The following is a 25,760-nucleotide window of genomic DNA, read 5'->3' as shown; positions in this document are numbered from 1 at the left end:
GAATATAATATGAGTTTAATAGACTACATAAATAAAGAATCTATAATGATAGATGTACAAGAGACGGATAAAGAACATCTTCTCTCTAAAATGGTTGAAAGGTTAAACAGCTGCGGGCTTTTGTTAAATAAAGATGATGCTGAACATGCTATTATGGCTAGAGAACAACTAATGAGTACCGGAGTTGGAAACGGTATTGCTATACCGCATGCTAAAACAGATGCTGTAAAATCTATTATTCTAAGTGTAGCAACAATAAAAAATGGAATCAATTATAAATCAGTTGATAAGAAAAAAGTATTTGCTGTATTTATGCTTCTTGCCCCTAGAGATTCAGCAAGTGAAAATTTAAAAGTTCTTACTGCAATAGCTAAAATATTAAGAGATAATCCGCATTTCTTGGAAAAACTTATAAATGCAGAAAAATCTGATGAAGTAATAGAACTTATTGCCAAAGAGGAAATGAAAATATAATGCCTAAAATATCTGTAAAAAAATTTCTTGACCTTAGTGAAGCAAAAAATAACTTCTTAAAAGTAAGACGTTTAACCGGTTTGGTTGGAATGAAAAATGAAATAGTTAGTTATGAAATTAACAGACCAGGCATGGCATTGTTCAAATATTTTAAAGACTTTGCATATCAAAGAATACAAATATTTGGTAAAGGCGAAGGAAACTATGTTGTAACACTTGATGAAGAAAATAAAACTGATGTATTTGAAGAAATGCTTATCTACCCTATTCCTATATGTATATTCACTTATAATCTTGATCCTCCAGAATCATTTTTAGAGATAGCTAAAAAAAATAATATATGTGTTGTAATAAGCGAATTAACAACTTCTGAAATGATTAGATCTATAGAAGCATTAATTGAAGATGAATTTGTAGAATCATTTACTATTCATGGAGGGCTTGTAGAAGTATTCGGTGTTGGTGTTTTAATATTAGGAAAGAGCGGTGTTGGAAAAAGTGAAGCTACATTAGAGCTTATATCAAAAGGTCATAGATTAATTTCAGATGATACAGTTGAGTTTAGAAAACTTAAAGATGGCAGAATAATAGGAAAGAAAAACGAGTTTATAAAGCATAATATGGAAGTAAGAGGTATAGGAGTAGTAGATATAAGCAGACTTTCCGGAATGAGTGCTATAAGAGATAAAAAGAGATTAGATTTAGTAATAGAACTTGAACATTGGAAAGATGATGAACAGTATGATAGAATGGGTTTATTTGATAAAACATATAATATTCTCAATACAGAAGTACCTTATCTTAAAATACCTGTACGTTCTGGAAGAAATATATGTATTCTAATAGAAACTGCTGCTAAAAATCTTCGTTTAAAAGAAATGGGTTATAATAGCGCTAAAGAATTGGATAAATCATTAATAGCTCAAATAGAAAAGAAAAAAGTAGATAATGATTCAAACCAATAAGCATGCCGCACTATGATTTTCATTTACATTTTCTAATTTAGGTACTGTATTTTTACATTCTTCTTTAGCATATATACATCTTGTATGGAATCTGCATCCTGATGGTATATCTGAAGCATTAGGAATCTCTCCTGTAATAGGCAATTCTTTTATTATGTTTACTCTGCCTGAAGAAGCATCAGGTACAGCTGCAATCAAAGCCTTTGTATATGGATGTTTAGGATTATCTATTATTTCATCAGCATCACCTATTTCAACAATACTTCCTAAATACATAACAGCTATTCTATCTGCAAAATATCTTGCTGTTGATAAATCATGTGTAATATATATATAACTTAAATTCTTTTCTATTTGAAGTTCTTTCATCATATAAAGAATTTCTGCTCTAGTAGATAAATCTATCATAGATACCGGCTCATCGGCAACAACTAATTTTGGATTAAGTATCAAAGCTCTGGCTGTAGCTACTCTCTGACGCTGTCCCCCAGAAAGCATATGCGGATAACGATCCATAAACTCCTCAGGCGGATTAATCTTTACATCTTTTAATGCTTTTATTACCATCTCATCGTATTCTTTTTCATCACCATTAATATTATGAATATATAGAGGCTCTTTTAATACATCTTTTATTTTAAATCTAGGGTTCATAGAAGCATAAGGATCTTGAAATATCATCTGAACATTTCTTCTATATACCGCTGTTTCTTCTTTATTAAAATCATTTATATTTTCATTTTCAAATATAATATTTCCAGAAGTAGGATTTATTAACTTCATAACAAGTTTGCCTATTGTAGTTTTTCCGCTTCCGGATTCCCCTATTATAGCAAGTATCTCTCCTCTTTTTACTTCAATGGTTATATTATCAACAGCTTTAATTTCTTTAGTTTTTTTCATTAGACTTTCTAGAAAATTAGCATGGGGATAAAAATATTTTTTGACATTCTCAAGTTTTAATATTACATCATTATTCATTAAAATCTCTTAAATAATTATTTTATATTAACATAATATTAATATATTATAATACAGAAATCAAGTATTTATTTTTTATAAAATAATAAAAGTTGACTATTTATATGTATTATAGTATAATTAAATAAATTAAATTGTAAGTGTACCTATGAAACAAATAGAATTCAAGTTTTACATACTTAAACAGCTTCATCTTTGTTACCAAAAATATTTTATGGTCGGTATATGAAATATAAATATTTAATTTATATACTGATCATCATTCTTTCAATTATTATGGGGATATTTACAAGAATACAATTATATGATAAGTATAATTTAACTAGCGGAGATAGTTTAGAACATTATTATAATATGAGAAAATATTATGATAATAAAGAATTTCCTGTAATGGGAGCACATGTAGTATCACCTCAATTAATTATAGGTTCTAAAGATGTATATGATATTAATACACCAAGAATACCAGGCGGAACATTTTATATACAATACACATTATTATACCTATTATCCAAAGAAAATTTCGATATAACAAAATTGTTAAATTATATACTTATTACTATATCTCCAATAATATTTATACTTTTTGTGTTAAAAAAATTTGGAATTAAAATAGCGTCTATAATAATATCGTTATTGTTTATGAATATTACTTTTTTGAATCTTCAAAATGAAATATATAATCCTGATACTGTTTTTATTTTATCATTTTTATCAATAACATTAATATTAATTTATATATCATCAGATAATAAGATATCATATATAGCAAGTATTTTTATATTTCCAATTTTAGCTATGGAATCTATGTGCCATATAGCTACTTTTTTTAGTATTGTTCCAACATTTATTATATATTTAATATTAAGATGGAAAAAAACTAAAAATTATATTATACCATTATCAATTGGAATATTAATATCATTTTTATTATATGTTCCATATTTTGTATATGAAATAAAAAATAATTTTCCCAATTTTATGAATGTTGTCAATTTAAAAAATTCTACAAAACCAATAGTACAGCCTCCTCAAATATGGTCTATACTATTTTTTCCTACAAATGAACCAAACTATAATTATGGTAATCAAGTAATAACCATATTTACAAGATGGTTTAAGGGAGATATAAAATTAATATTTAGTTTTATATTTTATATAATATCAATACTTATTGGATTATCATCTTTTATAATTTTAATAAAAGATTTATTTCAAAAAAAACTTAAAGATAAATTAATATTTAAAGAATCTGCCGCAATATATTGTATATACATTGTAGCTACTATAATTATATTTATGGTATTAAATTTAGGTGCTGCAAGACCTAGATATTTTTATAATATATATCCTTTAACATATATACCAATTATATATTTAATAACAAAAATAGAACATAAAAAATATTTTTATTTGATAGTTATATTCTCAGTAATAAATTTGTTTGCTGTTTATATACAAGTATATGATAATTATAAAGATAGAAAAAATTTAGGATGGGAATTTATGATAAATCATATAGATAAAATATTAGAAGATTCAAATGTAAATTCTTTTGATTTATATGACTCTGATAATTATTCATATCCGTTAATTAAAATAAAAAATCCTAATTTTCAACTAAACACTAATTCAAATATAAAATACAACATAATTTCTAGTTCTGATAAAAATTTCAATAATTCAAATATGAAAATAATTTATAGTAACGAACAATATATCACATATAAAGAATTTAAAACAAATATTAATTAATCAAATGACAAGCACATAAATGCCCATTCCCAATATCTTTTATAATAGGCTCTTCATTTTTGCATCTATCTATGCGTTCCTTACATCTATCATAAAACATACATCCGCTTGGAGGATTTATCAAATCCGGAGGAGTACCTTCTATAAACTCTAATTTACTTACAGCTTTATTTAATCTAGGAGTAGCTGCTAATAATCTTTTAGTATATGGATGTTTTGCATTTTTATATATCTGTTCATTGTCGGCAAGCTCTGCTATTTTTCCCGCATACATTACACAAACCCTATCTGAAATCTCTGCCTCCAATGCCAAATCATGCGTGATAAAAATAAATGACAAATTAAAATCTTTCTTTAGTTTTTTCAAAAGATTAATTATCTGTGCCTGAACTATAACATCCAATGCCGTTGTAGGCTCATCTAATATTATAAGTTTAGGTTTTAAAAATAAAGCTGCCGCTATAACAACTCTCTGCTTCATTCCTCCTGAAAGCTCATGAGGATATCTATCTGCCACATTAGGATGAAGTCCTACATATCCTAAATATTCCTCTATAAGTTTATTAGCCTCTGATTTTGACATATCAGCATGCCTGTTAAGAGTTTCTATCATCTGGCTTCCTATTGTGTATACAGGAGTAAGAGAATTCATAGCCCCTTGAAAAACCATAGATATTTTTGCCCATCTTATATTCTTTCTAATATATTCTTCTTTAAGCGGTATAATATCTTCATTATCAAGTATAATTTTTCCTCCATCATATTTACCAGGAACTGAAGGCATTCTTAATAAAGAAGTTCCAAGACTTGTTTTTCCGCATCCTGACTCCCCTACTATACCTAAAGTTTCACCTTTTTTTATTTCAAAGCTTATATCATTAATAGCTTTAACTATACCTTTTGAAGTATGATAGTACATTTTTAAATTTTCAACTTTTAATATGCTCTCCATATTATTCCTGCTTAAAATAATATATTATGTTAATTATAATATAATATTAATATTTTTACAATAAATGAAAATTTATAAATAAAAAAATAATAAAACAAATTAAACAAATTGAAATAATTTTCTTTTAGTGTACAATAAATATCTAGTCTTAATTGTGGAAATAATGTTTTTGGGAGGTGGAAATATGAAAATAAAAACTAAATTTATTATATTCGGAATCTACACAATTATATCTATCGCAATATTAATCATATTACAAACAAATATAAGAAATAGTATAAAAGAGTTTAGAAATATATATCAATATGTCATTAAATCATCGTCAATAGCAAGAAAATACCAGCAAAATTCAGCATTTTTAACTCAATTTGTAAGAAGTTATGTTGCAACAGCAGATGCAAAATATGAGAAAGCATATAATGAATGCATAGCAATATCAGGAGGAACTCAAGCTACACCATTAAAATATGACAGAGGATTATATTGGGCATTATATTTGGCAAACGGAAATAAACCATATGAGGATGGGGAAACAAAATCTTATGAAGAAGTTATGAAAGAATTAAATTTTTCTAAAGAGATGTTTGATTATTTAAACTTATCAAAATCCAGATCAGAAGAATTAGTAGAATTAGAAACTAAAGCGATGGAAATAATAAAATCAATACCAAAGGGAACAAATAATATTATTGCTCCGGAATATCAGGCAAGACAATTAGAAGCAATAGAGTTAGTTAATGGTAAAGAATATGAAAATAGTGTGTATGAAATAATGCAGCCTATAGATAAATTTTTTGATAAATTAGAAAGTGACAATATAATTAAATTAGAAGAAGCAAATAATAAAGTTGTAAGATCAAATATCATATTTTATATAGTATTAATGTTTGTGGGTATATCTATATTTTTATTTTTGGTTTCTATTGCAAAAAGCATAATGAAAAATTTAAATTTATGTGTTAATCTTTCTTCAAATATATCTAAAGGTAATTTAAAAATAGAAATAGATGAAAGATTATTAAATCAAAAAACAGAATTTGCAGAATTGCTAAAAAGTTTTCAAAATATGTCTGATAATCTTAGAGACATAATATCCAAAGTACTTAAAAGTTCAGATAGAATATCAACAGCAGCAACAGAAATATCAAATGGAAATAATGATTTATCTAATAGAACAGAAATGCAGGCCTCAAGTTTGGAAGAAACAGCTTCAAGTATGGAAGAAATAGCATCAACAATAAAATCTTCTGCTGATAATTCAGTTTATGGAAATGAAATGATGAAAGACTCAGAAGTATCTGTAAGAGAGGCTGGAAATATAATAGAAGAAACAACAAGCAATATAGAATTAGTATATGAAGCAAGTAATAAAATAACAGATATAACAAAGATAATAGAAGGAATAGCATCGCAAACTAATATATTAGCACTTAATGCCTCAGTAGAAGCAGCACGTGCCGGAGAACAGGGAAAAGGATTTGCCATAGTAGCCTCAGAAGTAAGGAATTTGGCTCAGACATCTCAAAGTTCTGTAAAAAGTATTACACTATTGATAGAAGATTCAAATAAAAAAATAAAAACAGCAAGAAAATCACTAGAAATATTTAGATTAATAGAAGAAAAGATAGCAAACACTTCTAAAATAATGCAGGATATAAGCTCTATGGCAGTAGAACAGCAGCAAGGTGTATATCAAGTAAATACAGCAATAACTCAAATGGATTCTGTAACTCAGCAGAATGCTTCATTAGTTCAAGAGTCATCAGAAGCATCTCAGGCACTTATGCATCAAGCTAAAGAGTTAGTAAGCCTTATGGAATTTTTTAAAGTTTAATAAAAAATATTTAAAGTAAAAGTAATGAATATAAAACATTGCTTTTACTTTAATAAATCATATAATGAAAATGAACCCCATTTTCAATTTGAATATCATTAAATAATTGTACGAAACCCAACTTTTTATAAAATTCCAAAGCATAATTACTAGATTTTACAGTATATTTATCAGATTTTAATATATTTTTAGCCTCTTCAAATAACTGGGTTGCTATTCCTAATTTAAAATGCTTATCATCTACAAAAAAAAGAGATATATGATCATAATTAGTTATTTCAAGCATTCCTACTATAATATCATTATCATCTTTTGCGGTAAGTATCAAGGAACCTTCCATAAAAAACCTTACTTTCATATTCTCAAATGAAATAAACATAAGCACATTCTCAATTCCTTCTTTAGTGTCCAAATTGGAATTATATTTCAAATATATATTTTTGGCGAGAATAGAAACATCTTCAAGATTTTCTAAACTCGCCCTCTCAATTTTAAACATATTATTACTTTTAAATTTACTCAAAGGCTTTTATTAATCTTTGAAAAGGCAAATGATTAGTATCTTTAACAAGAGAACCATTTTTATAATATCTTAAATATGGTATTAATTCATTATTCCATACAGTTTCTTTAAAATTCATAAAAGGTTCATATAATGGACTTTGATTATACATGCAAATAAAAATTGTAATATCTATAGGAGATTTCTCTTCATTAGATTTTAACTCTCTTTCTAATCCTTTCCAATCTCCACACCAATCTTGAGTAAATATAGCAAGAACATTTTCAGATGCTTTTTTTATATTATCGCTTACTTCATTGTTATCAATTATATATTGCATTTCTTTTTCATCAATATCTTTAAAAGTTATCATTAATAACTCCCTCCGTTAAAATATATGTTAGAATATACTTACATAATACTATAAAAAACACTTTTTATCAAGAAAATATTTACGATAATAGATTAAAAGGAAGGTTTATGAAAAAAATAATATTATTCATTATAATTATTTTAAATATGATAAATTCAATGCTATTTGCAGGCAATTTTCTTGAAGATCAAAAAAGATACAGCAGAGTAAGAACAGCAATAAAAGAAAAAGATAAATTAGTAAAAGATACATTAAAAAATAATAATATAAAATTAAATGAATTAAATATTCTAATAACAGCATACAAGCAAGAGGACATATTAGAAATATACGCCAAAAATAAAACAGATAAAACATATAAATTAATAAAAACATACAATATAGTATCAAAATCCGGAATATTAGGTCCTAAAAGAAAAGAAGGCGATTTGCAAGTACCGGAAGGTTTTTATTATATAGACAGATTTAACCCTGCAAGCAGTTATTATCTTTCACTTGGAATCAATTATCCAAATGAATCTGATAAAAAGAAAAGCGATGCTGCAAGATTGGGAGGAGATATATTTATTCATGGTTCTACAGTTACAATAGGATGCATGCCTATGACTGATGACAAAATAAAAGAAATTTATATATATGCCGTATATGCTAAAGACAGCGGACAAAATAAAATACCTGTTTATATATTCCCTTTTAAAATGAATGATGCTAATTTTAATTATTATAAAAAAGAATACGGCAAATCATTAACAGATTTTTGGAGCAATATAAAAACAGGATATGATATATTCCAAAATTCTAAAAAAGAATTAAATATCAAAGTAGATTCAAATGGAAACTATGTATTTTAAATCCTTGCAATTTTTTTATAATGATATTAATATGTAGAATACATAATAATCGGATAGTAGGTTAATGATTCAATTAAATAAAAATATATCTTTTGTCAGTACATACAACTTTTGGTCTTATGTATTGATTATTATTGTATTATTTAATTATTTGCTTTTTAGAGCTATTATTATTGATAACAATTCTTTTCTATATTTAATTACTTCTATTTTGGATTATGCAGTATTGCTCATTTTCTTTTTACTGGTATTTTATAAATTTTATAATTGCTTATTCAACTCTAATATTATGCTTGCTGTAATTGGAATACTTTTTTTAATACTTGGTACTCTAAGATTATATATAATGGAAATCACTATACATAATATTATAGAATTATCATTTTTTATAATTACATTAATTCTTACTATAAAAATCATGCTTCCTATAATTTTATCAAAAGATATAAATGAATTAGAAAGAGGAATATATATATTTGTTCTATTATCTTTATTATCATCTAATATAAATTATCTTATAATATCTTCAAATAAAATTATAGATACTGATATTTTTCATTATATATCAACTTTTATTTCTAACTATATGATAAAATTATCATCATTTTCCTTTACTATATTGATGATAGCATATATTTTAGTGTTTATAAAACATGTAGTTATGCATAATATTAATAAATCATTCATATTTGTAACTTTATCTATAGTATTTGCTTCTGTGGCTATATTTGTATTTGGAAGTCATTTTTTCTTAATGGTAATATCATTTTTTAGTGCATTAGGTATTGTAATGTATTTACCATTCATAGTTTATATGGTAATAATAATAATGTTTTTTATGACTTTATTTACATCATTTATGACATCAATTTTGGTAAAAATTTATTATCCTAAATTAATAATATTTACACTCTTTATGCTTGCAGGAATTGATATGAGCAATTTTTCATTAAGATTAATATCTATGTTTGCAATTATGGAAATGCTTAATATACAAAATATTCAAAAAGATGACAATCTATATTTGACAAATAATTCCCTATAATATATTATTTTTCTATTATTTTATTTTTTGAAAAACTATGAAGAAAGAAATCCTAAAAGAAGAAAAAAATATAAAGATTGAAAACATAGAGGATATTGCCAAATATCTAAAAAGCATATTAAAAGATGGCGACATCATAATAATGGAAGGCAATTTAGGATTTGGAAAAACCACATTTGTAAGAATATTATCAAGATTATTAGAAAGCGAAGATATTGTAAGCAGTCCGTCTTTTACATTGATAAATGAATATAATATTATTCTAAATGGAGATGAAAGCATCTTAAGACATGCAGACTTATACAGACTTGAAAGTAAGGAAGAACTTGATGATATAGGTTTTAAAGATAAAATTAGAGAAAATGGTATTACAATGATTGAATGGGGAGATAAATTTAAAGATTATTTTGAACCGCCTTATTATATATTTGAAATATGCAGAGAAGAAGAAGACAGCAGATTATATAGGATAAGTTTAGTTTCATGAAAAAAGTGTTTTTATTTTTTTTAATACTATTTATATTATTGAATTCATGTTCAAAGAAAATAGAAAAAAATACTGTAATGTATGCAAAAACAAGCGTATCATCAGTAAATACAATAATTGGAAATACAATAGAATATGAGGTTCATATAATATCTAAAAAAGATATAGAATATAAATATGAAGATGTTTCATTTGATGACAGAGATAATAAATGCAGAATCATCTCAGTAGAAAATAAAAATAGTGATATAGGCGAATATAAAGAAAGAATAATTAAATACCAAATTGGTTTTTATGATGTAGGACAATTTGTTATATTTCCTTTTAAGATATCATACAATTATAATAATAAATATGAAGAACTATATGGGGAAGATGTAACGGTATTAGTATATCCTTTCTCAGATGGTGAAATACTACCTCCTATGAAAAATACTATTGGCTTAAAAATGCCTAAATATGTATGGGGAATCATTGTATTAATTGCTTTTGCAATTGTAGGAATAATAATATTAATATTTTCTATAGTAAAATATATAGAAAAGAAATTTAATGAAAAAATTAATATAAAAGAAGATACCGAAGCATTAAACTCATTAAAAAACATGGACAGCAATGTTTATTATAATGAACATAGATATGCCGAATACTATTTTGAATTAACTTTTATATTCAAAAGATATCTTACTAAGAGATTTAAATTTAATATAGAAGATATGACAACAAGTGAAATAAATCAATTATTCAAAGAAAATAATTTTGAAGAAAGTGAATATATAATAAATATGTTTGAGCAGGCAGATTATGTAAAATTTGCCAAACAAATTCCGGAACTTAATATAATGCAGAAAGACTATAATTTCTGTGTTGACTATATAATAAAAAATGGTAATTTACAAACTGCTTTAAAATTACAGGAAAAAGAAAATAAAAAAATAATGAAAGAAGAAAGAAGAGAACAAAAGAAATTAAAAAAGAAAACAAAAAAATTAAAAGAAAAATCATTATAAAGAAATATGAATGAATATAACTTATACGATATAAAAGATACTATTGTGGCATTATCAAGCCCGTATTCAAAAAGCGCATTAGCTATAATAAGAATGTCTGGAAATAAAGCATTAGAAATAGCATCAAAAATATGTTATTATGCTGGTAATGAAAGTAAAAACATAAATAATTTTGAACATAGAAAAAGTTATTATGCTTTGGTAAAAGATGAAAATAATACGCCTATAGATGAGCTTATTGTTCTTTCTACCCTATCTCCAAATACATTTACTTCTGAAGATACTATAGAGTTTATATCTCATGGAAGTATTGTAGTAATAGATTCTTTAATAAATCTTATAATAAGACAAGGAGCAAGAGCTGCTAACAGAGGCGAGTTTACATACAGAGCATACATTAACGGACGTATAGGAATAAGCGAGGCTGAAGCTATACATGATTTAATAGATTCCAATAATAAACTTATGGCTGAGGCAAGCATATATAAAATGCGTGGAAGACTCACTAGAGAGATAGATAAACTCAGAGAAAATATCAAAAACTCTCTTATGCTTGTATGCGGAGAATTAGATTTTCCAGAAGATGATACTGAAAATTTTTCGTATGATAAATTAATAGAAAATTTTTATGAATTAAAAAAAGATATAGAAAATATTTTATCCAATTCAAAAAGAGTTGAAACACTTATAAACGGTATAAAAGTTGCTATACTAGGAAGAGTTAATGCTGGAAAAAGCAGTATATTTAATATGATACTTGATAGAGAAAGAGCTATTGTTTCTAATATAGCGGGTACTACTAGGGACTTTTTAAGTGAAAATATTTATATTGATAATATACCTTTTTATTTAATGGATACAGCAGGATTTCATAAAGAGGCTGATAATGATATAGAACTTGAAGGTATTGAAAGAGCGAAAAAATGTGCTGATGAAGCTAATATTATAATTGCAGTTTTTGATATAAGCGATAAAGCCAATGAAGATGATATAAACTTAATAGAATTCTTAAAAACATTAAATAACAAAAATATAATTTATATTCTAAATAAAACAGACTCAGAAAATAAATTTGATTATAATATTAACTCTGAAAACATAATAAAAATAAGCACCAAAACAAAAGAAGGCAAAGAAAAATTAATACAGTCATTAAAAAATTATGTTTCTGATTCTGATATGGAAATCTTTAATAAAGAAAGTTACGTTAACAGCAGAGAAAAAGGATATTTGGAAAAGAGTCTAAAACAGCTTGATATATGTATAGAAAAATCAAAACAATCTTTTTCTTTAGATGAAGTTGCAGAAGAGATGAATATATTAAATAACATACTTGGAAATATAAGCGGAAAAATTGATGCAGAAGAAGTAATAAATGAAATATTTGCTAACTTCTGTATAGGAAAATAAATAATAAATTAATTTTGCAATAACTTTAATTCTTTGATATTATTATTTTCTTATGCGTTTCATATTCTTTTATAAAATTATTAATATTTAATACATGTATATAATCATCATGTATGCTTAAGGAATTTATTTTTTTTAATTCATTTTTTACTACAGAAATATTACTATAACCTATTATTGCAGCTATATCATTTACTTTATATAAAAGATCAACAGAATTTATTTCTTTACTAAATAGTATTTCTGTTTTTAAAATATAATAAATGGTTATAAATAATTTCATTGATATATCATCTGCATTAAGTGCCATAACTTTTAATATATTATTTCTTATTTTTGCAGATACTATTTTCAAATAATACAATCTTAATGAGTTAACATTAAATATCATTGACATCACATCTTCTTTTTTTAATAATTTTATTTTAGCATCCTCCAATATGACAGCAGCAGTTGATAATGCTTGATAATTAAGATCAGGGGCATATCCATCTATAACATTATTGCTGGAATATATATATCTTGTAACTAATTTGGAGTTTACTATATTATATATTCCAATCTTACCAGAATTAATAAGATAAATATAATTGCTTGCCCTAAGTTCACTATATAAACAATATCCTTTCTTATAATAAAAAATATTATCTTCCATTTCAGTAGCCTCTTCTACATTGTATTCCTGCATTGAAGAGATAAAATTTTTAACCATACCGATATTACTACTATTAGGAAATAACTCTAAATATTGATTATAAATTTTATATGAAACTGTAGGCAAATCATTATCAATATATATTTTTGCCATATCTAAAATATATTCTTCTGTCAAATCATCTTTAGTAATAGACTGATTATGAGATAACTTTCTATAATATTTACTAAGCCATAGTTCAAAAGAATTATATAAATAACCATAAATCTTTTTTATTATATCTTTATTATATATATTTATAATATCATTTATATATATTTCTAATGCTTCAACATCTTCTTCTGCTTTTACATTAAAAAAGTATGGTTCATTCAAAACACAATTAACTAAACCTAATATATGACCTTTAGAATATTCAATATTATCATCAAAATAATTACCGTATGATACTGCTTTACCTTTAGTTATTATATAGAAAGAATGTTTTGGATACTGATCCTCTATAAATATTAAAGAGGATTTTTTAAAAGATACAATATTATCATAGTTAATCATTATAAAAATCCTAAAATATTATATAATAATGTTAACTTTATTAATGGCATAAGTCAATATGATAATTAATTTTTTAACGGTAATTTCACAAATAAAATAAATTTATTTTAATAATGTATAAAATTGACAAAATTATATCAGTATAATAAAATAACATAAAATATAATACCGGTAGTAATAAAATGATAGAATTTAGCAATAAAGAATTAGAAATAATAAAATATATAAGAGAATATTTACCATTTAGAGAAAAACATATACTTTCAACTAGAGAACTTTCTGTATCAATAGCTGAAAAATACAATATAGACTTATATAAAACTTCAATAGCAGCATTATGCCATGATTTAGGAAAAAGATACAAAGATGATGAAATGCGTAAAATTATACTTGAAAATGATAATAAAGAGTATCCAAGCTATATAACCGGAGCTTTACTTCATGCTAGAGTAAGTGCTATAATATCCGAAAAAGAATTTTATATAACAGACAAAGAAATTCTAAATGCCATAGAAAGCCATACAGTAGGACATGGTAATATGACTATGCTTGAAAAAATAATATATGCTGCTGACTATCTTGAACCTACACGCAAACTAGAAACAGCAGATAAGATAAGAGAAAAAATTTTTACAGATTTTGATAATGCTTTTTTGGAAGTGGTTATGGAATCTATAAGTTTTGTAATTAGTAAAAAACAATATTTATCAGATAGAACAATAGAACTTTACAACTCATTAGTTATTAGGTAATATACATTTATGGAAAATAAAAACAATAATACAAAAAAAAGAGCATATATAATATTTGTAGCTGACAGCAAACAATATAGAAATAGTAAAATAAATATAGATAATATACTTAATGAACTTTCAATGTTATGTGATACTGCTGGTTATGAAGTAATAGAAAGATATTCGTTCATTCAGCAAAAAATATCAGCAGGTACATATATAGGCACTGGAAAATTAGAAAGTTTGAAAGAGACTGCCTTAATTGATAATGTTGAATATTTTGTATTTGACAATGAATTAAGCGGTTCGCAGGTGAATGCTATAGAAGAAGGTTCTAATATAACAGCCCTAACGAGAACAGAAATCATATTAGAAATATTTGCAATGCGTGCTAAAACAATGACTGCAAAAATGCAGGTGGAATTGGCTTTTTTAGAATTTGAATATCCAAGGCTAAAAGGAAAAAGGACAAATTTAAGTCAGATAAAAGGAGGTATCGGATTAAGAGGCGGTGCTGGGGAAAAACAACTGGAATATGACAGAAGACGTGCAAGAGAGAGAATACATAAGCTAAAATCACAATTAAGTAAAGTAGAAAAATCTGCAAGCACTGGAAGAAAAGGAAGAGGAAGTACATTTAGAATAGCTATAGTAGGATATACAAATGCTGGAAAAAGCACATTATTTAATTTATTATGCAAAGAAACTGTTTATGTAGAGGATAAATTATTTGCAACTTTAGATACGCATACTAGAAAACTTTATATCAGTGATGATACACCTGTTGAAGTTATTATTAGTGATACCGTAGGTTTCATAGATAGACTTCCTCATACTTTGGTAGCTTCATTTAAATCTACTCTCTCTGAGGTTGTAGAGGCTGATTTATTACTGCATTTATCAGATGCAAGCGATGAAAATATAGATGAAAAACTAATACATGTTGAAGGCATAATAAAAGAAATAGATGCTTCGCATATAAAAAGAATAGTTGTATTTAATAAATCTGACAGTATTGATGAAATTCAAAAAAATAGAATATCCACTACATATAATGATGCAGTATTTATAAGTGCCAAAAATAATATAAATATAGAAGTTCTAAAAAATAAAATACTTGATACTATCTTGGAACTAAGCAAAGAATGATTTAATTCTGTCTTCTTAATTGAACAAATATAACGACCCAAAAATCTTCACCATTGACTGCATAATGTGATATTCCTACATGGGTAAATTTTTCACTTAGTATATTAATTTTATATTGATCCGAATTCATCCAATAACTTACAACAGTTTCTGCATTTTTGAATCTATAGGCAATATTTTCATCTGAAGAAAATACTCTTATTCTATTTTGATAAAGCAATTCATCATATTTTGTATTATTTGGTCTAACATGAGAGAAATTAATAGAAAGTTCTCTTGCCCTAATATCTGCTATATTATTAAGGTTATCAGCGTTCTCTAATAAAAATAAATTTTCCTTCTCTCTTATCTCATTTATAACTTTTAATGTTTCTGCAACATCATTTGTAATTATACCATTATTAATTTGCGAATATAATAATGATGTAAAAGTTAAAATAAATATAATTACTATTCTAAACATACATAAAATATAATAAATTTTTTTTATTTTTCAAGCCTTATTAATAATTTATTTTTCTTAAAATCTGGAATATTAGAATGCGTAATATTGTAAATTATCCTATTTCTTATCTTATTAATAACGCAAATATCATTATACTCATAATATGATATAATATCTAAAATATCATTAGTAATATCAATTATATACTCATTAGATTTTTTAGAACATAGCCTGCTGTAAACTTTTAATATATGCTCTCCAAAATATTTTATAAGTTTTGTATTATTTGATATAACTGCACTTTTAAAATGAGATGAGTATATTTTTAATGCTTCTATATTATCTTCTTTTATGTACTTATCTAAAAACAAAGAAAATGCATTTATATATTCTAAACTCTTATTTTGAAGTTTATTACATATTTCATCTTTATTTACTGCATGAGTGGAATATTCTAATTGAAATATTATGTTGCCTTCTTTATTTAGGAAAATAATATTATCATTTGTACAATCAAATGGATTCTCAAGTTTTAATCTAATATTTTCTATATATTTCAAATTTTTATTTATTTTATTTCCAGTAATTTTTTGTTTTTCTGTATTGACTACAAATAAATATTCAACGTTTTTTGTTTTATTAACTATAGATCTTTTAGCACCTCTGTATTTTGTATATTCTGAAGTTACTATATTTAATTCACCTTTGCTCTCAAGTATAGATATTAAATCATCATATTCTATTATACCATCTGTAGAATAACTCATAACTATATGTTTAGAATCTATATTATCAAGTAAATTTATTAAAGTCTCTTTGGCTGTTTTTTTATAGCAGTATAAAGATTTTGTTTTTATCCAATCTTTTCTAATACCGCTCTTATCAGTTTTTTTACCATTAATGTATATATCTTTATTAATAGACGGCTTATCCCATAAAGCTATAGTATTCAATAAATGATAATTACTTCCATATTGATGCTGATTATAAGGCGGATCTAAATATACTAAATCAAAATGTTTATTTTTATTTTTTAATACAAACTCATTTGCATCAAGCATACTTGCATAACATTTTTTTCCTGAATATAAAGGTATTTCATTCAATGATATTTCTGCGAGTATCCTATTTAAAGCATCTTTATTTCTTCCGCCAAACCCAGCATGAAATCCTTTGAAAACACCTGATGTATTTGTATGTGTTGCTGCTTCATATATTATTGATGCTAAAAGATAATAATATTCTTTTTGATTTATTGCATTATTTTTATAAAGCTGTTCTATATTATGCCTTATTATATCTATTCTTGTAGCATTATATTGTGTGTAGAAAAGTCTTTCATTCAATAAATCTGGATTATTATCATCCAATGGTGCATAATATTTCGATATATACCTATCTGAATCATTAATATTAGTAATATTGTTAATCATACGTATTGTATTTTCCAATCCTCCAGTATGAATAAACATATTATCTAAGTCCTCAATATTAATTTCTAAATGAGCATAATTTAATACATAAGAATAATATTCCCAATCATTTGAATATACTTCCAAATTTAAAGTTTTCAAAAGTCTTGATACGCTGCCGCTTCCTGCAAATAAATCTAAAGCTGTTTTTATACTATTATCTTCATCTAAAATGCTAAGTATTGTATTTTCTATAAAAGGTAAAAGTCTCCTCTTATTTCCAATATACGCTATTAAATTTTCTTTCAGATATTTTTCTTTAATATTAGTTATCATAATCTTATTATCATAATATAGTTTACATAATAATATTAACATAATACAATTAAAATATCAAGAATTATTTTTTTACAATATATAAAGCTTAAATATAGAATATTTTTAAGGATTTAAATTTTTGAATATATCTCTTAAACTAGTCTTTTGTAATTCCTTCTCCATAGCATTTTGCACATTATCTAATTTAGGCTGCAAAATATCATTAATTCTGCTTCCGATAGGACACTTTTTATTAGGATTTTCATGGAAGCTAAAAAGCTTATTATCATCTAAACTTTCCACAGCATTGAATATATCTAATAATGTAATATTTTCCGGTTTTCTATTTAAAGATATTCCTCCTGTACCTCTCTTAACAGTAATAATATCTCCTTTTTGCAATTGAAGTAATATATTTCTTATTATAACAGGATTAACATTAACACTTCCTGATATGAAATTTGATGTAATTTTATCATCTTTAAACTCTAATATGCAAAGTAATGTATGAACTGCTATTGTAAACCTTGAACTAATTTTCATTAAATTATCCTTAAAATTATTGAAATATTATAATACATTTATGCTCTTATTACAACAAAAATATTTTTTATTGTAATACTTGACATTACAATAAAATCAGCATATTATTGTAATAAGCACAATTACATTAGGAATCAGATATGGATAAATTACTATTTTTAATAAACTATCTTATAGAAGAAGGAAAATATAATATAGATATAGAAGCAAAAAATAACAATGAAGAAGAATTATATAATTATTTTAGATATTTAATGAATATACGATACCCAAAAACTATAAGTGAAGAATATCTAAAAATTGAAGATGAATATTTACAAGAAAGATTAAAAAATAAAATAATAACTAATATAGATGATATAAAACCAATTAATAATAATTTATGTTTATGGAAAGGAGATATAACAACTTTAAAAATAGATGCAATAGTCAATGCTGCAAACTCTGCTATGCTTGGATGTTTTGTTCCTCTTCATAAATGTATAGACAATGCTATCCATAGTGCTGCTGGAACTAGATTAAGATTATACTGCAATGATATGATGAAAGGAACATCAGAAGAGACAGGAAAATGCAGAATAACTCCAGCTTTCAATTTGCCTAGTAAATATATTTTGCATACAGTAGGTCCAATAATACAAAATGAAGTATCAAAAAATGATGAGGAGCTTTTATATAAATGCTATAAATCATGCTTAGAAACAGCTAAAAACAATGGTATAAAAAGTATCGCATTCTGCTGTATATCTACTGGAGAGTTTAGATTTCCAAATAAATTAGCTTCAGATATAGCAGTCAAAGCAGCAAAATCTTTTTTAAATGAAAACGATTATGATATAAAAATATTATTTAATGTATTTAAAGATTTAGATTATGAGCTTTATTATAATAATTTGGGAGTTACAATATGAATGAAAAATTAAAAGATACAAAATCTGCAGAACAATTAAAATCAGCTATAGAAAAATCGGATTACATACTAATAGGAGCAGGTGCAGGACTTTCAGCTTCAGCGGGTTTCTTATATAGCGGAAAAAGATTTGATGACAATTTTCACGAATATAAAGAAAAATACGGTTTAACAGATATGTACATTGCAGGATTTTATAAATATCCAACAATAGAAGATTTTTGGGGATATTTTTCTCTTTTTGTTTACCTTAACAGATACGATATACCAGCAGATGAAACACATTTAAATCTTTTAGATATAGTGAAAAATAAAAATTATTTTGTTATTACAACAAATGTAGATGGCAGATTTGAAGAAGCAAATTTTGATAGCAAAAAACTATTTAAAGTTCAGGGAGACTATTCACTTTTTCAATGTTCAATACCATGTAAGCAGGAAACTTTTTATAATGAGAAATATATTAGAGAAATGGTAAAATATAGAAAAGACATGAAAATACCAAGCGAATTAGTTCCAAAATGCCCGTATTGCGGTGCCAATATGTCAATGAATTTAAGATCAGATAATACTTTTGTTCAAGATGAAAATTGGTATAAATCAAAAAATAAATATAAAAATTTTTTAGATGAGTCAAAAAATGGCAGAATACTATTTTTAGAATTAGGTGTAGGATATAATACTCCAGGCATAATAAAATATCCTTTTTTAGAAATGGCTTTAAAAAATAAGAATTCAATTTATGCTTCTATTAATATAAATAATTCCATTCCTGTTTCAAGATTGGAAGATCGTTCTATATGCATAGATGATGATATTTCTAAAGTGTTAAAATATATAAAAAATTAATTTTTTTGGTTGTAATACTTGACATTATAACCAAAACATGTTATTATAGTTGTAATAATAGCTATTACAACTATTCTTTAATTAAAGATAATATTTTTACATAAAAAGGAGAATTAAAATGAAAATTGCAATAATAGCAGCAAATGGAAAAGCTGGAAAATTAATTATGAATGAAGCATTAGCAAGAGGATTAGATGTTACAGCAATAGTAAGGGATAAAACAAAAATAAATAATCCAAAAGTAAAAGTTATAGAAAAAGATTTATTTAATTTGACAAAAGATGATTTGAAAGAATTTGATACCGTTGTAAGTGCATTCGGAGTATGGGAAGAAAAAGAACTTGATAAGCATTCATTAGTCATGGAGCATTTATGTAAAATACTCGCTAATACCAATATTAGATTAATGGTAATAGGAGGTGCTTCAAGTTTATATGTAAATAAAGAGCATACTATGATATTAAAAGATACTCCTGATTTTCCAGATATTTTCATGGGTGTAGCTGTAAGTTCTATTAAAGCATTTGATATATTAAAAAGCAAAAAAGATGTTTTATGGACTTATGTATCCCCTTCTGCAGATTTTCAAGCTGAAGGAAAGAGAACAGGAGAATACAATATAGGGCATAATGAATTACTTTTCAATTCTAAAGGTGAAAGTTCTATCAGTTATGCTGATTATGCAATTGCTTTTGTTGATGAAATACAAAATAAAAAATATTTAAATCAACAAATAACATTCTGTTCAAAATAATAATTATAAAAATATAGAAGAAGCTGATAATATTTTATTAGCTTCTTTTTATTTTTGCATTATCTATAATTTTTTTATAAGGCATTAAAATATATTCATTCATTTTATTTTTCATTTTATTCTGAACTGATGGAATAGAAATTAAAGCTCCTACTAATTTTATCTGAAGCATTTTCATTCTCTGCTTTTGAGGGAAATCATATATATTGTGTTTCTTATAATATTTATGATCCTCTTTCATAAGCCCCTGCATTACATATATTAAATCCCTAAATATTTTCATTCCGCCTACACCATAGAAATTTTTAGGACGAGTGCATTTATTATCTATAGAATATTTCATAATAGAAGATAATTTTTCAAGTTCATTATATATATCTCTATTACAATCATTAGCTATATGAGTTAAAAAATTTCCTCCTACTTCAGCACGTGATTCTATAAAAGTCTGCAAATTATATTCGCTGTCATAATCACCGCTTATAATATATCCTATAGGCATACCTTCTGTAACTGTTCTATGTCCATTGCAAAATTGCCTGTCTTCATAAAGTTTGAAACTTGAATGTGTATAATGGTTTTCTATAGTAAATGCATATATAATAGCATCGGCTTTTTGTATCTCATTACGAAGAAAATCATCGAATCCGTCTTTATAAACACATTTGCCTGTTATAGCACATCCGAAACATCCTAAACATCCGCCATGAAAATTATACTCTCTTATATTTATCTCTCTTGTTTTATATGGAAAAATATTTTTAAAATCTTCTATAATATTTATTAAATTCTCATCATCTTTTGAAGTATTACTTAATATTAGAACATCTTTGCTGCTGTCTTTGTTTCCAATATTATTATTAAATCTTCTTTTGTATATAATTTTATCTTTCGATTTCGAATTAATATTTTGAATATATAAATTATTTTCTATAGAGAATATTAAATAATTAAAAAAGTTTATAGCATCATCCTGTCCTTTTTTATTAGTTAAATCCTCCATATCAGCAGAAAGCCCCCTTATATATTTAAATCCTAAATCTAAACAATTTTCTTCCAAAAACTTATGAGCAGTTACATCATAAAAATGTTTAGATGTAGAAAACTGCGTTGCAAATTTATTTTTAACATTTATATTATTTTCTTTTAGTAATTCTATAAATCTATGCAATTGATAAGGTATTAAAAAGGTGTATACAGGATAAGAAAAAATTATTATATCCGATTTTTCAAATGCTTCTTTTATTTCATTGAAATTCTTTTCATAATATTTTATTTTTTGTCCTACATTTAAAAATTCAAATTTATGCTCTATAAATAATTTCTCTAAAAATAATATAGTTTGCAAAGTTATGCTGTTGTTTCCTTTAGGACTTCCATTTATTACTAAAATATTCATTATATATCCTTATAAATAATTTAGTAATATTATATTTTATAATAATAAAATGACAATATAAATTTTTTACTCATCTTTTTTATTATTTTCTACTTTCTCTTTCATTATATCATTTAAATGATCCAACATATCACCTATAAAATCCAATTTATTATCCTCAAATTTTTTAAGTTTTTCAGATATTGCAAATATTTTATCATCACTATTTTTAAGCTCATAAGTTCTCATATTTAAAAGAATTTCTGGAGATGTATCTAATGCTTTGGATATTCTATTTAAATTTTTTATAGATATGTTTCTGCTTCCTACTTCAACACCTTGAAGATATTTTCCAGAAAGAAATGATTTTTCAGCAAGCTGATCTATTGTCATTTTCTTACTTTTTCTCAAAGATCTGATATTTTTTCCTAAATTTTTTAGCATATCATCTGTTCCAATCATTATCATAATCTCCAATATCTATATATTTTACTCTCAAATAACATGATATATGATAATTTTATAAAAAAAACAATTTATAATATGACTATTTTAGAAAAAAGTATCTTTTATATAACTATAGTTCTTATATAAAAGACTACCCACATATGGGGTAGCCTTATAATTTTTTGGAAATTAATTAATTATGCATAAACATTTAAGTTTTGACCAACACCAGGTCTAACAGGTGCTGATACTGCCTGAGGCTGAACACTAGACATAATTTTGTCAACTGCTTGAGCCTGCATATCAGATGTTTCTCTTATCATGCTTAAAGATATATCTTGTTTAAGCATATTTGCTGAATAACTGCTATAAGCTGAAATATCCATATATTTACTCCTTCATTTAGATATATATAATATAAAACATTTATATTATATAATTGTAAACTATATAAATAATTAAACAATATAATTTTAAAAAAATAACCAATTTGGAATATGTTATGATAACAATTTATTATATCATACCATCCCAAGAGCCTTTTATCTCAGTATCTCCTTCTTCCGGCCAATGAGTAGTTACAGTTTTTTGCTCTGTAAAGAATCTCACTCCGTCTGTACTCATAGCATGCAAATCTCCGAAGAATGAATTTTTATGTCCTGTAAATCCGAATACGCTTATAGGAACTGGTATTCCAACATTTACTCCAACCATTCCTCCATGAGTTCTTTTAGCGAATTCTCTAGCATAATATCCGCTTTGAGTATATATTACAGATCCGTTAGCAAATTCATTATCATTCATTATTCTTAAGCCTTCTTCAAAGTTCTTAACTCTTTTAATGAATAATACAGGTCCGAAAACCTCTTTATTTCCAACGCTCATATTAGGAGTTACTTTATCAAATACAGTTGGTCCCAAATAGAAGCCTTTTTCATATCCTTCTACTTTTACATTTCTTCCGTCCAATACAAGTTCAGCTCCCTCTTTAATAGCTGTCTCTATCCAATCCATAACGAATTTTTTATGACCTTCATTTACAACAGGTCCTAATTTTGTTGTTTTATCATAAGCAGGTCCAACTTTTATTTTTTTACAAGCTTCAACTATTTTTTCAACAAATTTATCAGCAATAGCTTCCTCTACGCAAACAGCAGGCAATGCCATACATCTTTCGCCAGCACATCCGAAAGCTGAGTTAATAATACCATTAACTGTTCTCTCTAAAGCACAATCTTTAAGTACAAGAGCATGGTTTTTAGCTTCAGTTAATGCCTGTACTCTCTTTCCATTTGCAGCAGCTGTAGAATATATATATTTACCAACAGAAGTAGAACCTACAAAACTTATTCCTTTTATTAAAGGGTGTTTCAAGAATATTTCAGATTCATTTCTTGAACAAGTTATTAAATTCAAAACACCATTAGGAAGACCTGCCTCAACCCACAAATCCATAATTCTCATAGAAGTCTGAGGAGTAAAGCTTGCTAATTTTATTACCATAGTATTACCAGTAGCTATACATAAAGGAGCCATCCAACCCATAGGAATCATTCCAGGGAAATTCCAAGGAGGTATTCCGGCAAATACTCCTAAAGGCTCTAAATATTGAACTGTATCATATCTTCTTGATGCATTCATTATAGAGCTTCCTTTCATTAAATGAGTTATTCCGCATGCAAATTCTACAACCTCTCTAACTTTAAGAATATCTCCCTTAGATTCATCCCAGTTTTTTCCATGTTCTCTAGCACAAATCTCTGTAAGCTCATCCATATGTTTATCTAATAATGCCTTCATTCTAAATAAAATCTGTACTCTTTCATTAGAAGGAACATCAGACCATTTTTTGAAAGCTTCATTTGCAGAATTAATGCACATTTCAACTTCTTCAATTGTACATTGAGGTGCTTTTGCAGTAATTTCTCCTGTAGATGGATTATAACAATCCATATATTTATCTGTTTTAGATTCTAACCATTGACCATCGCAGAAAAATTTTAATTTTTTTACTTCCATTTTTTCCTCCAAATTATAGTATTCATATACCTGTTTTTTCTGATATAAATTTTCTTGCCTTTAAAGCATATTCTAAAGGATTTGCTATATTAGGATCCTGCTCTGCCTCAACAACAAACCAACCCTCATAATTTATTGACTTCAAGAAATCAAATATAGGATCAAAATATATTTCTCCGTCTCCCGGTACTGTAAATACTCCTTTTCTTACACCATCCAAGAAACTCAAATCTTTGTTAATAACTTCTTCTTTTACTTTTCCTCTAACATCTTTCAAATGAACATGCTTTATTCTATCAGCATTTTGGTATAACAATTTTAAAGTATTTTCCATGCTTCCGTCACTCAAATATATATGTCCTGTATCATACAACAAGTTAACATATTTAGGATCTGTCAAGCTCATCAATTTATTAGTCTCTTCTAAAGTCTGAACTCCTGTACCCATGTGATGATGGTATACCAATTCAATATTATATTCTTCCAAAGCTATCTTTCCCAACTTACTAAGACCATTTGCTAAATCATTAAATTCCTTATCAGAAAAAACATATTTTCCTTTGAATATTGGTACATTCTGACCTTGTATTGATGTTCCAACCTCACATGCCCCTATTCTTTTGGCACCCATTTGCATAAGAAATTGACATTGTTTTCTAAAAGCTTCTTCTGTAGCCTTTTCATTAGCATCTTTTCCAGTGAAAAAAGCACTGAACCATTGATTGCATATAGATAAATTTCTAAGACTAAGCTCTTTAGTAAGCAATTTTATATCATCTACCGGATACTTAGAACCAACTTCGCATCCGCTGAAACCAGCAAGTGCCATTTCACTAATACATTGTCTAAAAGAAATTTCTCCGCCTAAAGAAGGATCATCATCATTAGTCCAACCTATAGGTGCTATAGCTAAATTAATTTTATTAAATTCTTTTTTTTGTTTCATGATAATT

27 protein-coding genes are annotated in these 25,760 nt (G+C 25.7%); 14 read left to right on the top strand and 13 right to left on the bottom strand.

What is annotated here, in order from left to right; translation table 11 throughout:
- The first annotated feature begins 9 nt into the window (after positions 1–9).
- Positions 10–474, top strand: a complete 465-nt coding sequence (locus tag T324_RS0105790; RefSeq protein ID WP_028329369.1) for a PTS sugar transporter subunit IIA — start codon at positions 10–12, stop codon at positions 472–474.
- Positions 474–1,439 (top strand): HPr(Ser) kinase/phosphatase, encoded by a 966-nt coding sequence (hprK, locus tag T324_RS0105785; protein ID WP_028329368.1) that lies wholly within the window; start codon positions 474–476, stop codon positions 1,437–1,439. The genes T324_RS0105790 and hprK overlap by 1 nt, the downstream gene beginning before the upstream one ends.
- Here the strand turns inward: hprK and T324_RS0105780 are convergent.
- Positions 1,428–2,420, bottom strand: a complete 993-nt coding sequence (locus T324_RS0105780; RefSeq protein WP_028329367.1) for an ABC transporter ATP-binding protein — start codon at positions 2,418–2,420, stop codon at positions 1,428–1,430. The genes hprK and T324_RS0105780 overlap by 12 nt on opposite strands.
- A 225-nt stretch (positions 2,421–2,645) precedes the next feature.
- Between T324_RS0105780 and T324_RS0105775 the strand changes: the two genes are divergently transcribed.
- Positions 2,646–4,175 (top strand): hypothetical protein, encoded by a 1,530-nt coding sequence (locus T324_RS0105775; RefSeq protein WP_028329366.1) that lies wholly within the window; start codon positions 2,646–2,648, stop codon positions 4,173–4,175.
- Here the strand turns inward: T324_RS0105775 and T324_RS0105770 are convergent.
- Positions 4,168–5,127 (bottom strand): ABC transporter ATP-binding protein, encoded by a 960-nt coding sequence (locus T324_RS0105770; RefSeq protein WP_028329365.1) that lies wholly within the window; start codon positions 5,125–5,127, stop codon positions 4,168–4,170. The genes T324_RS0105775 and T324_RS0105770 overlap by 8 nt on opposite strands.
- 184 nt (positions 5,128–5,311) lie before the next feature.
- Between T324_RS0105770 and T324_RS0105765 the strand changes: the two genes are divergently transcribed.
- Positions 5,312–6,961, top strand: coding sequence for a methyl-accepting chemotaxis protein (locus T324_RS0105765; RefSeq protein WP_028329364.1), 1,650 nt, complete (start codon positions 5,312–5,314; stop codon positions 6,959–6,961).
- A gap of 49 nt (positions 6,962–7,010) precedes the next feature.
- Here the strand turns inward: T324_RS0105765 and T324_RS0105760 are convergent, their stop codons facing one another.
- The gene (locus tag T324_RS0105760; protein WP_028329363.1) at positions 7,011–7,460 is read right to left on the bottom strand and encodes a GNAT family N-acetyltransferase; all 450 of its coding nucleotides are present in this window, start codon (positions 7,458–7,460) and stop codon (positions 7,011–7,013) included.
- A gap of 16 nt (positions 7,461–7,476) precedes the next feature.
- On the bottom strand, positions 7,477–7,836 hold the full coding sequence (locus T324_RS0105755) for a hypothetical protein (RefSeq protein ID WP_028329362.1): 360 nt from the start codon (positions 7,834–7,836) through the stop codon (positions 7,477–7,479).
- Between the two features lie 107 nt (positions 7,837–7,943).
- Here T324_RS0105755 and T324_RS0105750 point away from each other — a divergent pair, with 107 nt between their 5' ends.
- From T324_RS0105750 to mnmE, 5 genes are all read left to right on the top strand, one after another.
- Positions 7,944–8,687: a L,D-transpeptidase family protein gene (locus T324_RS0105750; RefSeq protein ID WP_028329361.1), complete on the top strand. Its 744-nt coding sequence runs from the start codon at positions 7,944–7,946 to the stop codon at positions 8,685–8,687.
- Positions 8,688–8,751: 64 nt separating this feature from the next.
- Positions 8,752–9,732: a WESB_1763 family membrane protein gene (locus tag T324_RS0105745; RefSeq protein WP_028329360.1), complete on the top strand. Its 981-nt coding sequence runs from the start codon at positions 8,752–8,754 to the stop codon at positions 9,730–9,732.
- A gap of 37 nt (positions 9,733–9,769) precedes the next feature.
- Positions 9,770–10,219: a tRNA (adenosine(37)-N6)-threonylcarbamoyltransferase complex ATPase subunit type 1 TsaE gene (gene tsaE, locus T324_RS0105740; protein WP_028329359.1), complete on the top strand. Its 450-nt coding sequence runs from the start codon at positions 9,770–9,772 to the stop codon at positions 10,217–10,219.
- Complete coding sequence (locus T324_RS0105735) at positions 10,216–11,229, top strand: hypothetical protein (RefSeq protein ID WP_028329358.1); 1,014 nt, start codon at positions 10,216–10,218, stop codon at positions 11,227–11,229. The genes tsaE and T324_RS0105735 overlap by 4 nt, the downstream gene beginning before the upstream one ends.
- 6 nt (positions 11,230–11,235) lie before the next feature.
- Positions 11,236–12,639 (top strand): tRNA uridine-5-carboxymethylaminomethyl(34) synthesis GTPase MnmE, encoded by a 1,404-nt coding sequence (gene mnmE, locus T324_RS0105730; RefSeq protein WP_028329357.1) that lies wholly within the window; start codon positions 11,236–11,238, stop codon positions 12,637–12,639.
- A 25-nt stretch (positions 12,640–12,664) separates the two neighbouring features.
- On the opposite strand, the gene T324_RS0105725 is transcribed toward mnmE, so the two are convergent.
- Positions 12,665–13,849, bottom strand: coding sequence for a cyclic nucleotide-binding domain-containing protein (locus T324_RS0105725; RefSeq protein WP_028329356.1), 1,185 nt, complete (start codon positions 13,847–13,849; stop codon positions 12,665–12,667).
- A gap of 182 nt (positions 13,850–14,031) precedes the next feature.
- Here T324_RS0105725 and yqeK point away from each other — a divergent pair, with 182 nt between their 5' ends.
- Both yqeK and hflX read left to right on the top strand, forming a co-directional pair.
- On the top strand, positions 14,032–14,601 hold the full coding sequence (yqeK, locus tag T324_RS0105720; protein ID WP_028329355.1) for a bis(5'-nucleosyl)-tetraphosphatase (symmetrical) YqeK: 570 nt from the start codon (positions 14,032–14,034) through the stop codon (positions 14,599–14,601).
- A gap of 9 nt (positions 14,602–14,610) precedes the next feature.
- Positions 14,611–15,732, top strand: coding sequence for a GTPase HflX (hflX, locus tag T324_RS0105715; RefSeq protein ID WP_028329354.1), 1,122 nt, complete (start codon positions 14,611–14,613; stop codon positions 15,730–15,732).
- A gap of 1 nt (position 15,733) precedes the next feature.
- Here hflX and T324_RS0105710 read toward each other — a convergent pair whose 3' ends face one another.
- The 3 genes from T324_RS0105710 to T324_RS0105700 all read right to left on the bottom strand — a co-directional run bounded on the left by T324_RS0105710 (position 15,734) and on the right by T324_RS0105700 (position 18,450).
- A complete protein-coding gene (locus T324_RS0105710; protein WP_028329353.1) occupies positions 15,734–16,195 on the bottom strand; it encodes a CAP domain-containing protein in 462 nt (153 codons plus the stop codon).
- Positions 16,196–16,218: 23 nt separating this feature from the next.
- Positions 16,219–17,925, bottom strand: a complete 1,707-nt coding sequence (locus T324_RS0105705) for a DNA adenine methylase (protein WP_028329352.1) — start codon at positions 17,923–17,925, stop codon at positions 16,219–16,221.
- 105 nt (positions 17,926–18,030) lie between these two features.
- Positions 18,031–18,450 (bottom strand): Rrf2 family transcriptional regulator, encoded by a 420-nt coding sequence (locus T324_RS0105700; protein WP_028329351.1) that lies wholly within the window; start codon positions 18,448–18,450, stop codon positions 18,031–18,033.
- Positions 18,451–18,590: 140 nt separating this feature from the next.
- Between T324_RS0105700 and T324_RS0105695 the strand changes: the two genes are divergently transcribed.
- The 3 genes from T324_RS0105695 (at position 18,591) to T324_RS0105685 (ending at position 20,963) form a co-directional block, all read left to right on the top strand.
- Positions 18,591–19,361 (top strand): protein-ADP-ribose hydrolase, encoded by a 771-nt coding sequence (locus T324_RS0105695; protein WP_028329350.1) that lies wholly within the window; start codon positions 18,591–18,593, stop codon positions 19,359–19,361.
- Positions 19,358–20,209: an SIR2 family NAD-dependent protein deacylase gene (locus tag T324_RS0105690; RefSeq protein ID WP_028329349.1), complete on the top strand. Its 852-nt coding sequence runs from the start codon at positions 19,358–19,360 to the stop codon at positions 20,207–20,209. Before T324_RS0105695 ends, T324_RS0105690 begins: the two co-directional genes overlap by 4 nt.
- 118 nt (positions 20,210–20,327) lie before the next feature.
- Entirely contained in the window at positions 20,328–20,963 is a 636-nt protein-coding gene (locus T324_RS0105685; protein ID WP_028329348.1) for an NAD(P)-dependent oxidoreductase, read from the top strand.
- Between the two features lie 37 nt (positions 20,964–21,000).
- Here T324_RS0105685 and T324_RS0105680 read toward each other — a convergent pair whose 3' ends face one another.
- The 5 genes from T324_RS0105680 to iolE form a co-directional block, all read right to left on the bottom strand.
- Positions 21,001–22,362: an NAD(P)H-dependent oxidoreductase gene (locus T324_RS0105680; protein WP_028329347.1), complete on the bottom strand. Its 1,362-nt coding sequence runs from the start codon at positions 22,360–22,362 to the stop codon at positions 21,001–21,003.
- A 66-nt stretch (positions 22,363–22,428) separates the two neighbouring features.
- A complete protein-coding gene (locus T324_RS0105675) occupies positions 22,429–22,803 on the bottom strand; it encodes a helix-turn-helix domain-containing protein (RefSeq protein WP_028329346.1) in 375 nt (124 codons plus the stop codon).
- Between the two features lie 182 nt (positions 22,804–22,985).
- Positions 22,986–23,174, bottom strand: coding sequence for a putative motility protein (locus tag T324_RS0105670; protein ID WP_028329345.1), 189 nt, complete (start codon positions 23,172–23,174; stop codon positions 22,986–22,988).
- 130 nt (positions 23,175–23,304) lie between these two features.
- A complete protein-coding gene (locus T324_RS0105665; RefSeq protein WP_028329344.1) occupies positions 23,305–24,807 on the bottom strand; it encodes a CoA-acylating methylmalonate-semialdehyde dehydrogenase in 1,503 nt (500 codons plus the stop codon).
- A gap of 22 nt (positions 24,808–24,829) precedes the next feature.
- On the bottom strand, positions 24,830–25,753 hold the full coding sequence (iolE, locus tag T324_RS0105660) for a myo-inosose-2 dehydratase (protein WP_028329343.1): 924 nt from the start codon (positions 25,751–25,753) through the stop codon (positions 24,830–24,832).
- Positions 25,754–25,760: the final 7 nt, after the last annotated feature.

The sequence above is a fragment of the Brachyspira alvinipulli ATCC 51933 genome (genome assembly GCF_000518245.1).
GTDB lineage: Bacteria > Spirochaetota > Brachyspiria > Brachyspirales > Brachyspiraceae > Brachyspira > Brachyspira alvinipulli.
This window is presented reverse-complemented; position numbering and strand designations above follow the sequence as displayed.

What these genes read in the sequence shown, in the direction of transcription:
- T324_RS0105790 (WP_028329369.1), top strand. Translation starts at nt 10, where the DNA reads ATGAGTTTAATAGACTACATAAATAAAGAATCTATAATGATAGATGTA.
- hprK (WP_028329368.1), top strand. Translation starts at nt 474, where the DNA reads ATGCCTAAAATATCTGTAAAAAAATTTCTTGACCTTAGTGAAGCAAAA.
- T324_RS0105780 (WP_028329367.1), bottom strand. Translation starts at nt 2,420, where the DNA reads ATGAATAATGATGTAATATTAAAACTTGAGAATGTCAAAAAATATTTT.
- T324_RS0105775 (WP_028329366.1), top strand. Translation starts at nt 2,646, where the DNA reads ATGAAATATAAATATTTAATTTATATACTGATCATCATTCTTTCAATT.
- T324_RS0105770 (WP_028329365.1), bottom strand. Translation starts at nt 5,127, where the DNA reads ATGGAGAGCATATTAAAAGTTGAAAATTTAAAAATGTACTATCATACT.
- T324_RS0105765 (WP_028329364.1), top strand. Translation starts at nt 5,312, where the DNA reads ATGAAAATAAAAACTAAATTTATTATATTCGGAATCTACACAATTATA.
- T324_RS0105760 (WP_028329363.1), bottom strand. Translation starts at nt 7,460, where the DNA reads ATGTTTAAAATTGAGAGGGCGAGTTTAGAAAATCTTGAAGATGTTTCT.
- T324_RS0105755 (WP_028329362.1), bottom strand. Translation starts at nt 7,836, where the DNA reads ATGATAACTTTTAAAGATATTGATGAAAAAGAAATGCAATATATAATT.
- T324_RS0105750 (WP_028329361.1), top strand. Translation starts at nt 7,944, where the DNA reads ATGAAAAAAATAATATTATTCATTATAATTATTTTAAATATGATAAAT.
- T324_RS0105745 (WP_028329360.1), top strand. Translation starts at nt 8,752, where the DNA reads ATGATTCAATTAAATAAAAATATATCTTTTGTCAGTACATACAACTTT.
- tsaE (WP_028329359.1), top strand. Translation starts at nt 9,770, where the DNA reads ATGAAGAAAGAAATCCTAAAAGAAGAAAAAAATATAAAGATTGAAAAC.
- T324_RS0105735 (WP_028329358.1), top strand. Translation starts at nt 10,216, where the DNA reads ATGAAAAAAGTGTTTTTATTTTTTTTAATACTATTTATATTATTGAAT.
- mnmE (WP_028329357.1), top strand. Translation starts at nt 11,236, where the DNA reads ATGAATGAATATAACTTATACGATATAAAAGATACTATTGTGGCATTA.
- T324_RS0105725 (WP_028329356.1), bottom strand. Translation starts at nt 13,849, where the DNA reads ATGATTAACTATGATAATATTGTATCTTTTAAAAAATCCTCTTTAATA.
- yqeK (WP_028329355.1), top strand. Translation starts at nt 14,032, where the DNA reads ATGATAGAATTTAGCAATAAAGAATTAGAAATAATAAAATATATAAGA.
- hflX (WP_028329354.1), top strand. Translation starts at nt 14,611, where the DNA reads ATGGAAAATAAAAACAATAATACAAAAAAAAGAGCATATATAATATTT.
- T324_RS0105710 (WP_028329353.1), bottom strand. Translation starts at nt 16,195, where the DNA reads ATGTTTAGAATAGTAATTATATTTATTTTAACTTTTACATCATTATTA.
- T324_RS0105705 (WP_028329352.1), bottom strand. Translation starts at nt 17,925, where the DNA reads ATGATAACTAATATTAAAGAAAAATATCTGAAAGAAAATTTAATAGCG.
- T324_RS0105700 (WP_028329351.1), bottom strand. Translation starts at nt 18,450, where the DNA reads ATGAAAATTAGTTCAAGGTTTACAATAGCAGTTCATACATTACTTTGC.
- T324_RS0105695 (WP_028329350.1), top strand. Translation starts at nt 18,591, where the DNA reads ATGGATAAATTACTATTTTTAATAAACTATCTTATAGAAGAAGGAAAA.
- T324_RS0105690 (WP_028329349.1), top strand. Translation starts at nt 19,358, where the DNA reads ATGAATGAAAAATTAAAAGATACAAAATCTGCAGAACAATTAAAATCA.
- T324_RS0105685 (WP_028329348.1), top strand. Translation starts at nt 20,328, where the DNA reads ATGAAAATTGCAATAATAGCAGCAAATGGAAAAGCTGGAAAATTAATT.
- T324_RS0105680 (WP_028329347.1), bottom strand. Translation starts at nt 22,362, where the DNA reads ATGAATATTTTAGTAATAAATGGAAGTCCTAAAGGAAACAACAGCATA.
- T324_RS0105675 (WP_028329346.1), bottom strand. Translation starts at nt 22,803, where the DNA reads ATGATTGGAACAGATGATATGCTAAAAAATTTAGGAAAAAATATCAGA.
- T324_RS0105670 (WP_028329345.1), bottom strand. Translation starts at nt 23,174, where the DNA reads ATGGATATTTCAGCTTATAGCAGTTATTCAGCAAATATGCTTAAACAA.
- T324_RS0105665 (WP_028329344.1), bottom strand. Translation starts at nt 24,807, where the DNA reads ATGGAAGTAAAAAAATTAAAATTTTTCTGCGATGGTCAATGGTTAGAA.
- iolE (WP_028329343.1), bottom strand. Translation starts at nt 25,753, where the DNA reads ATGAAACAAAAAAAAGAATTTAATAAAATTAATTTAGCTATAGCACCT.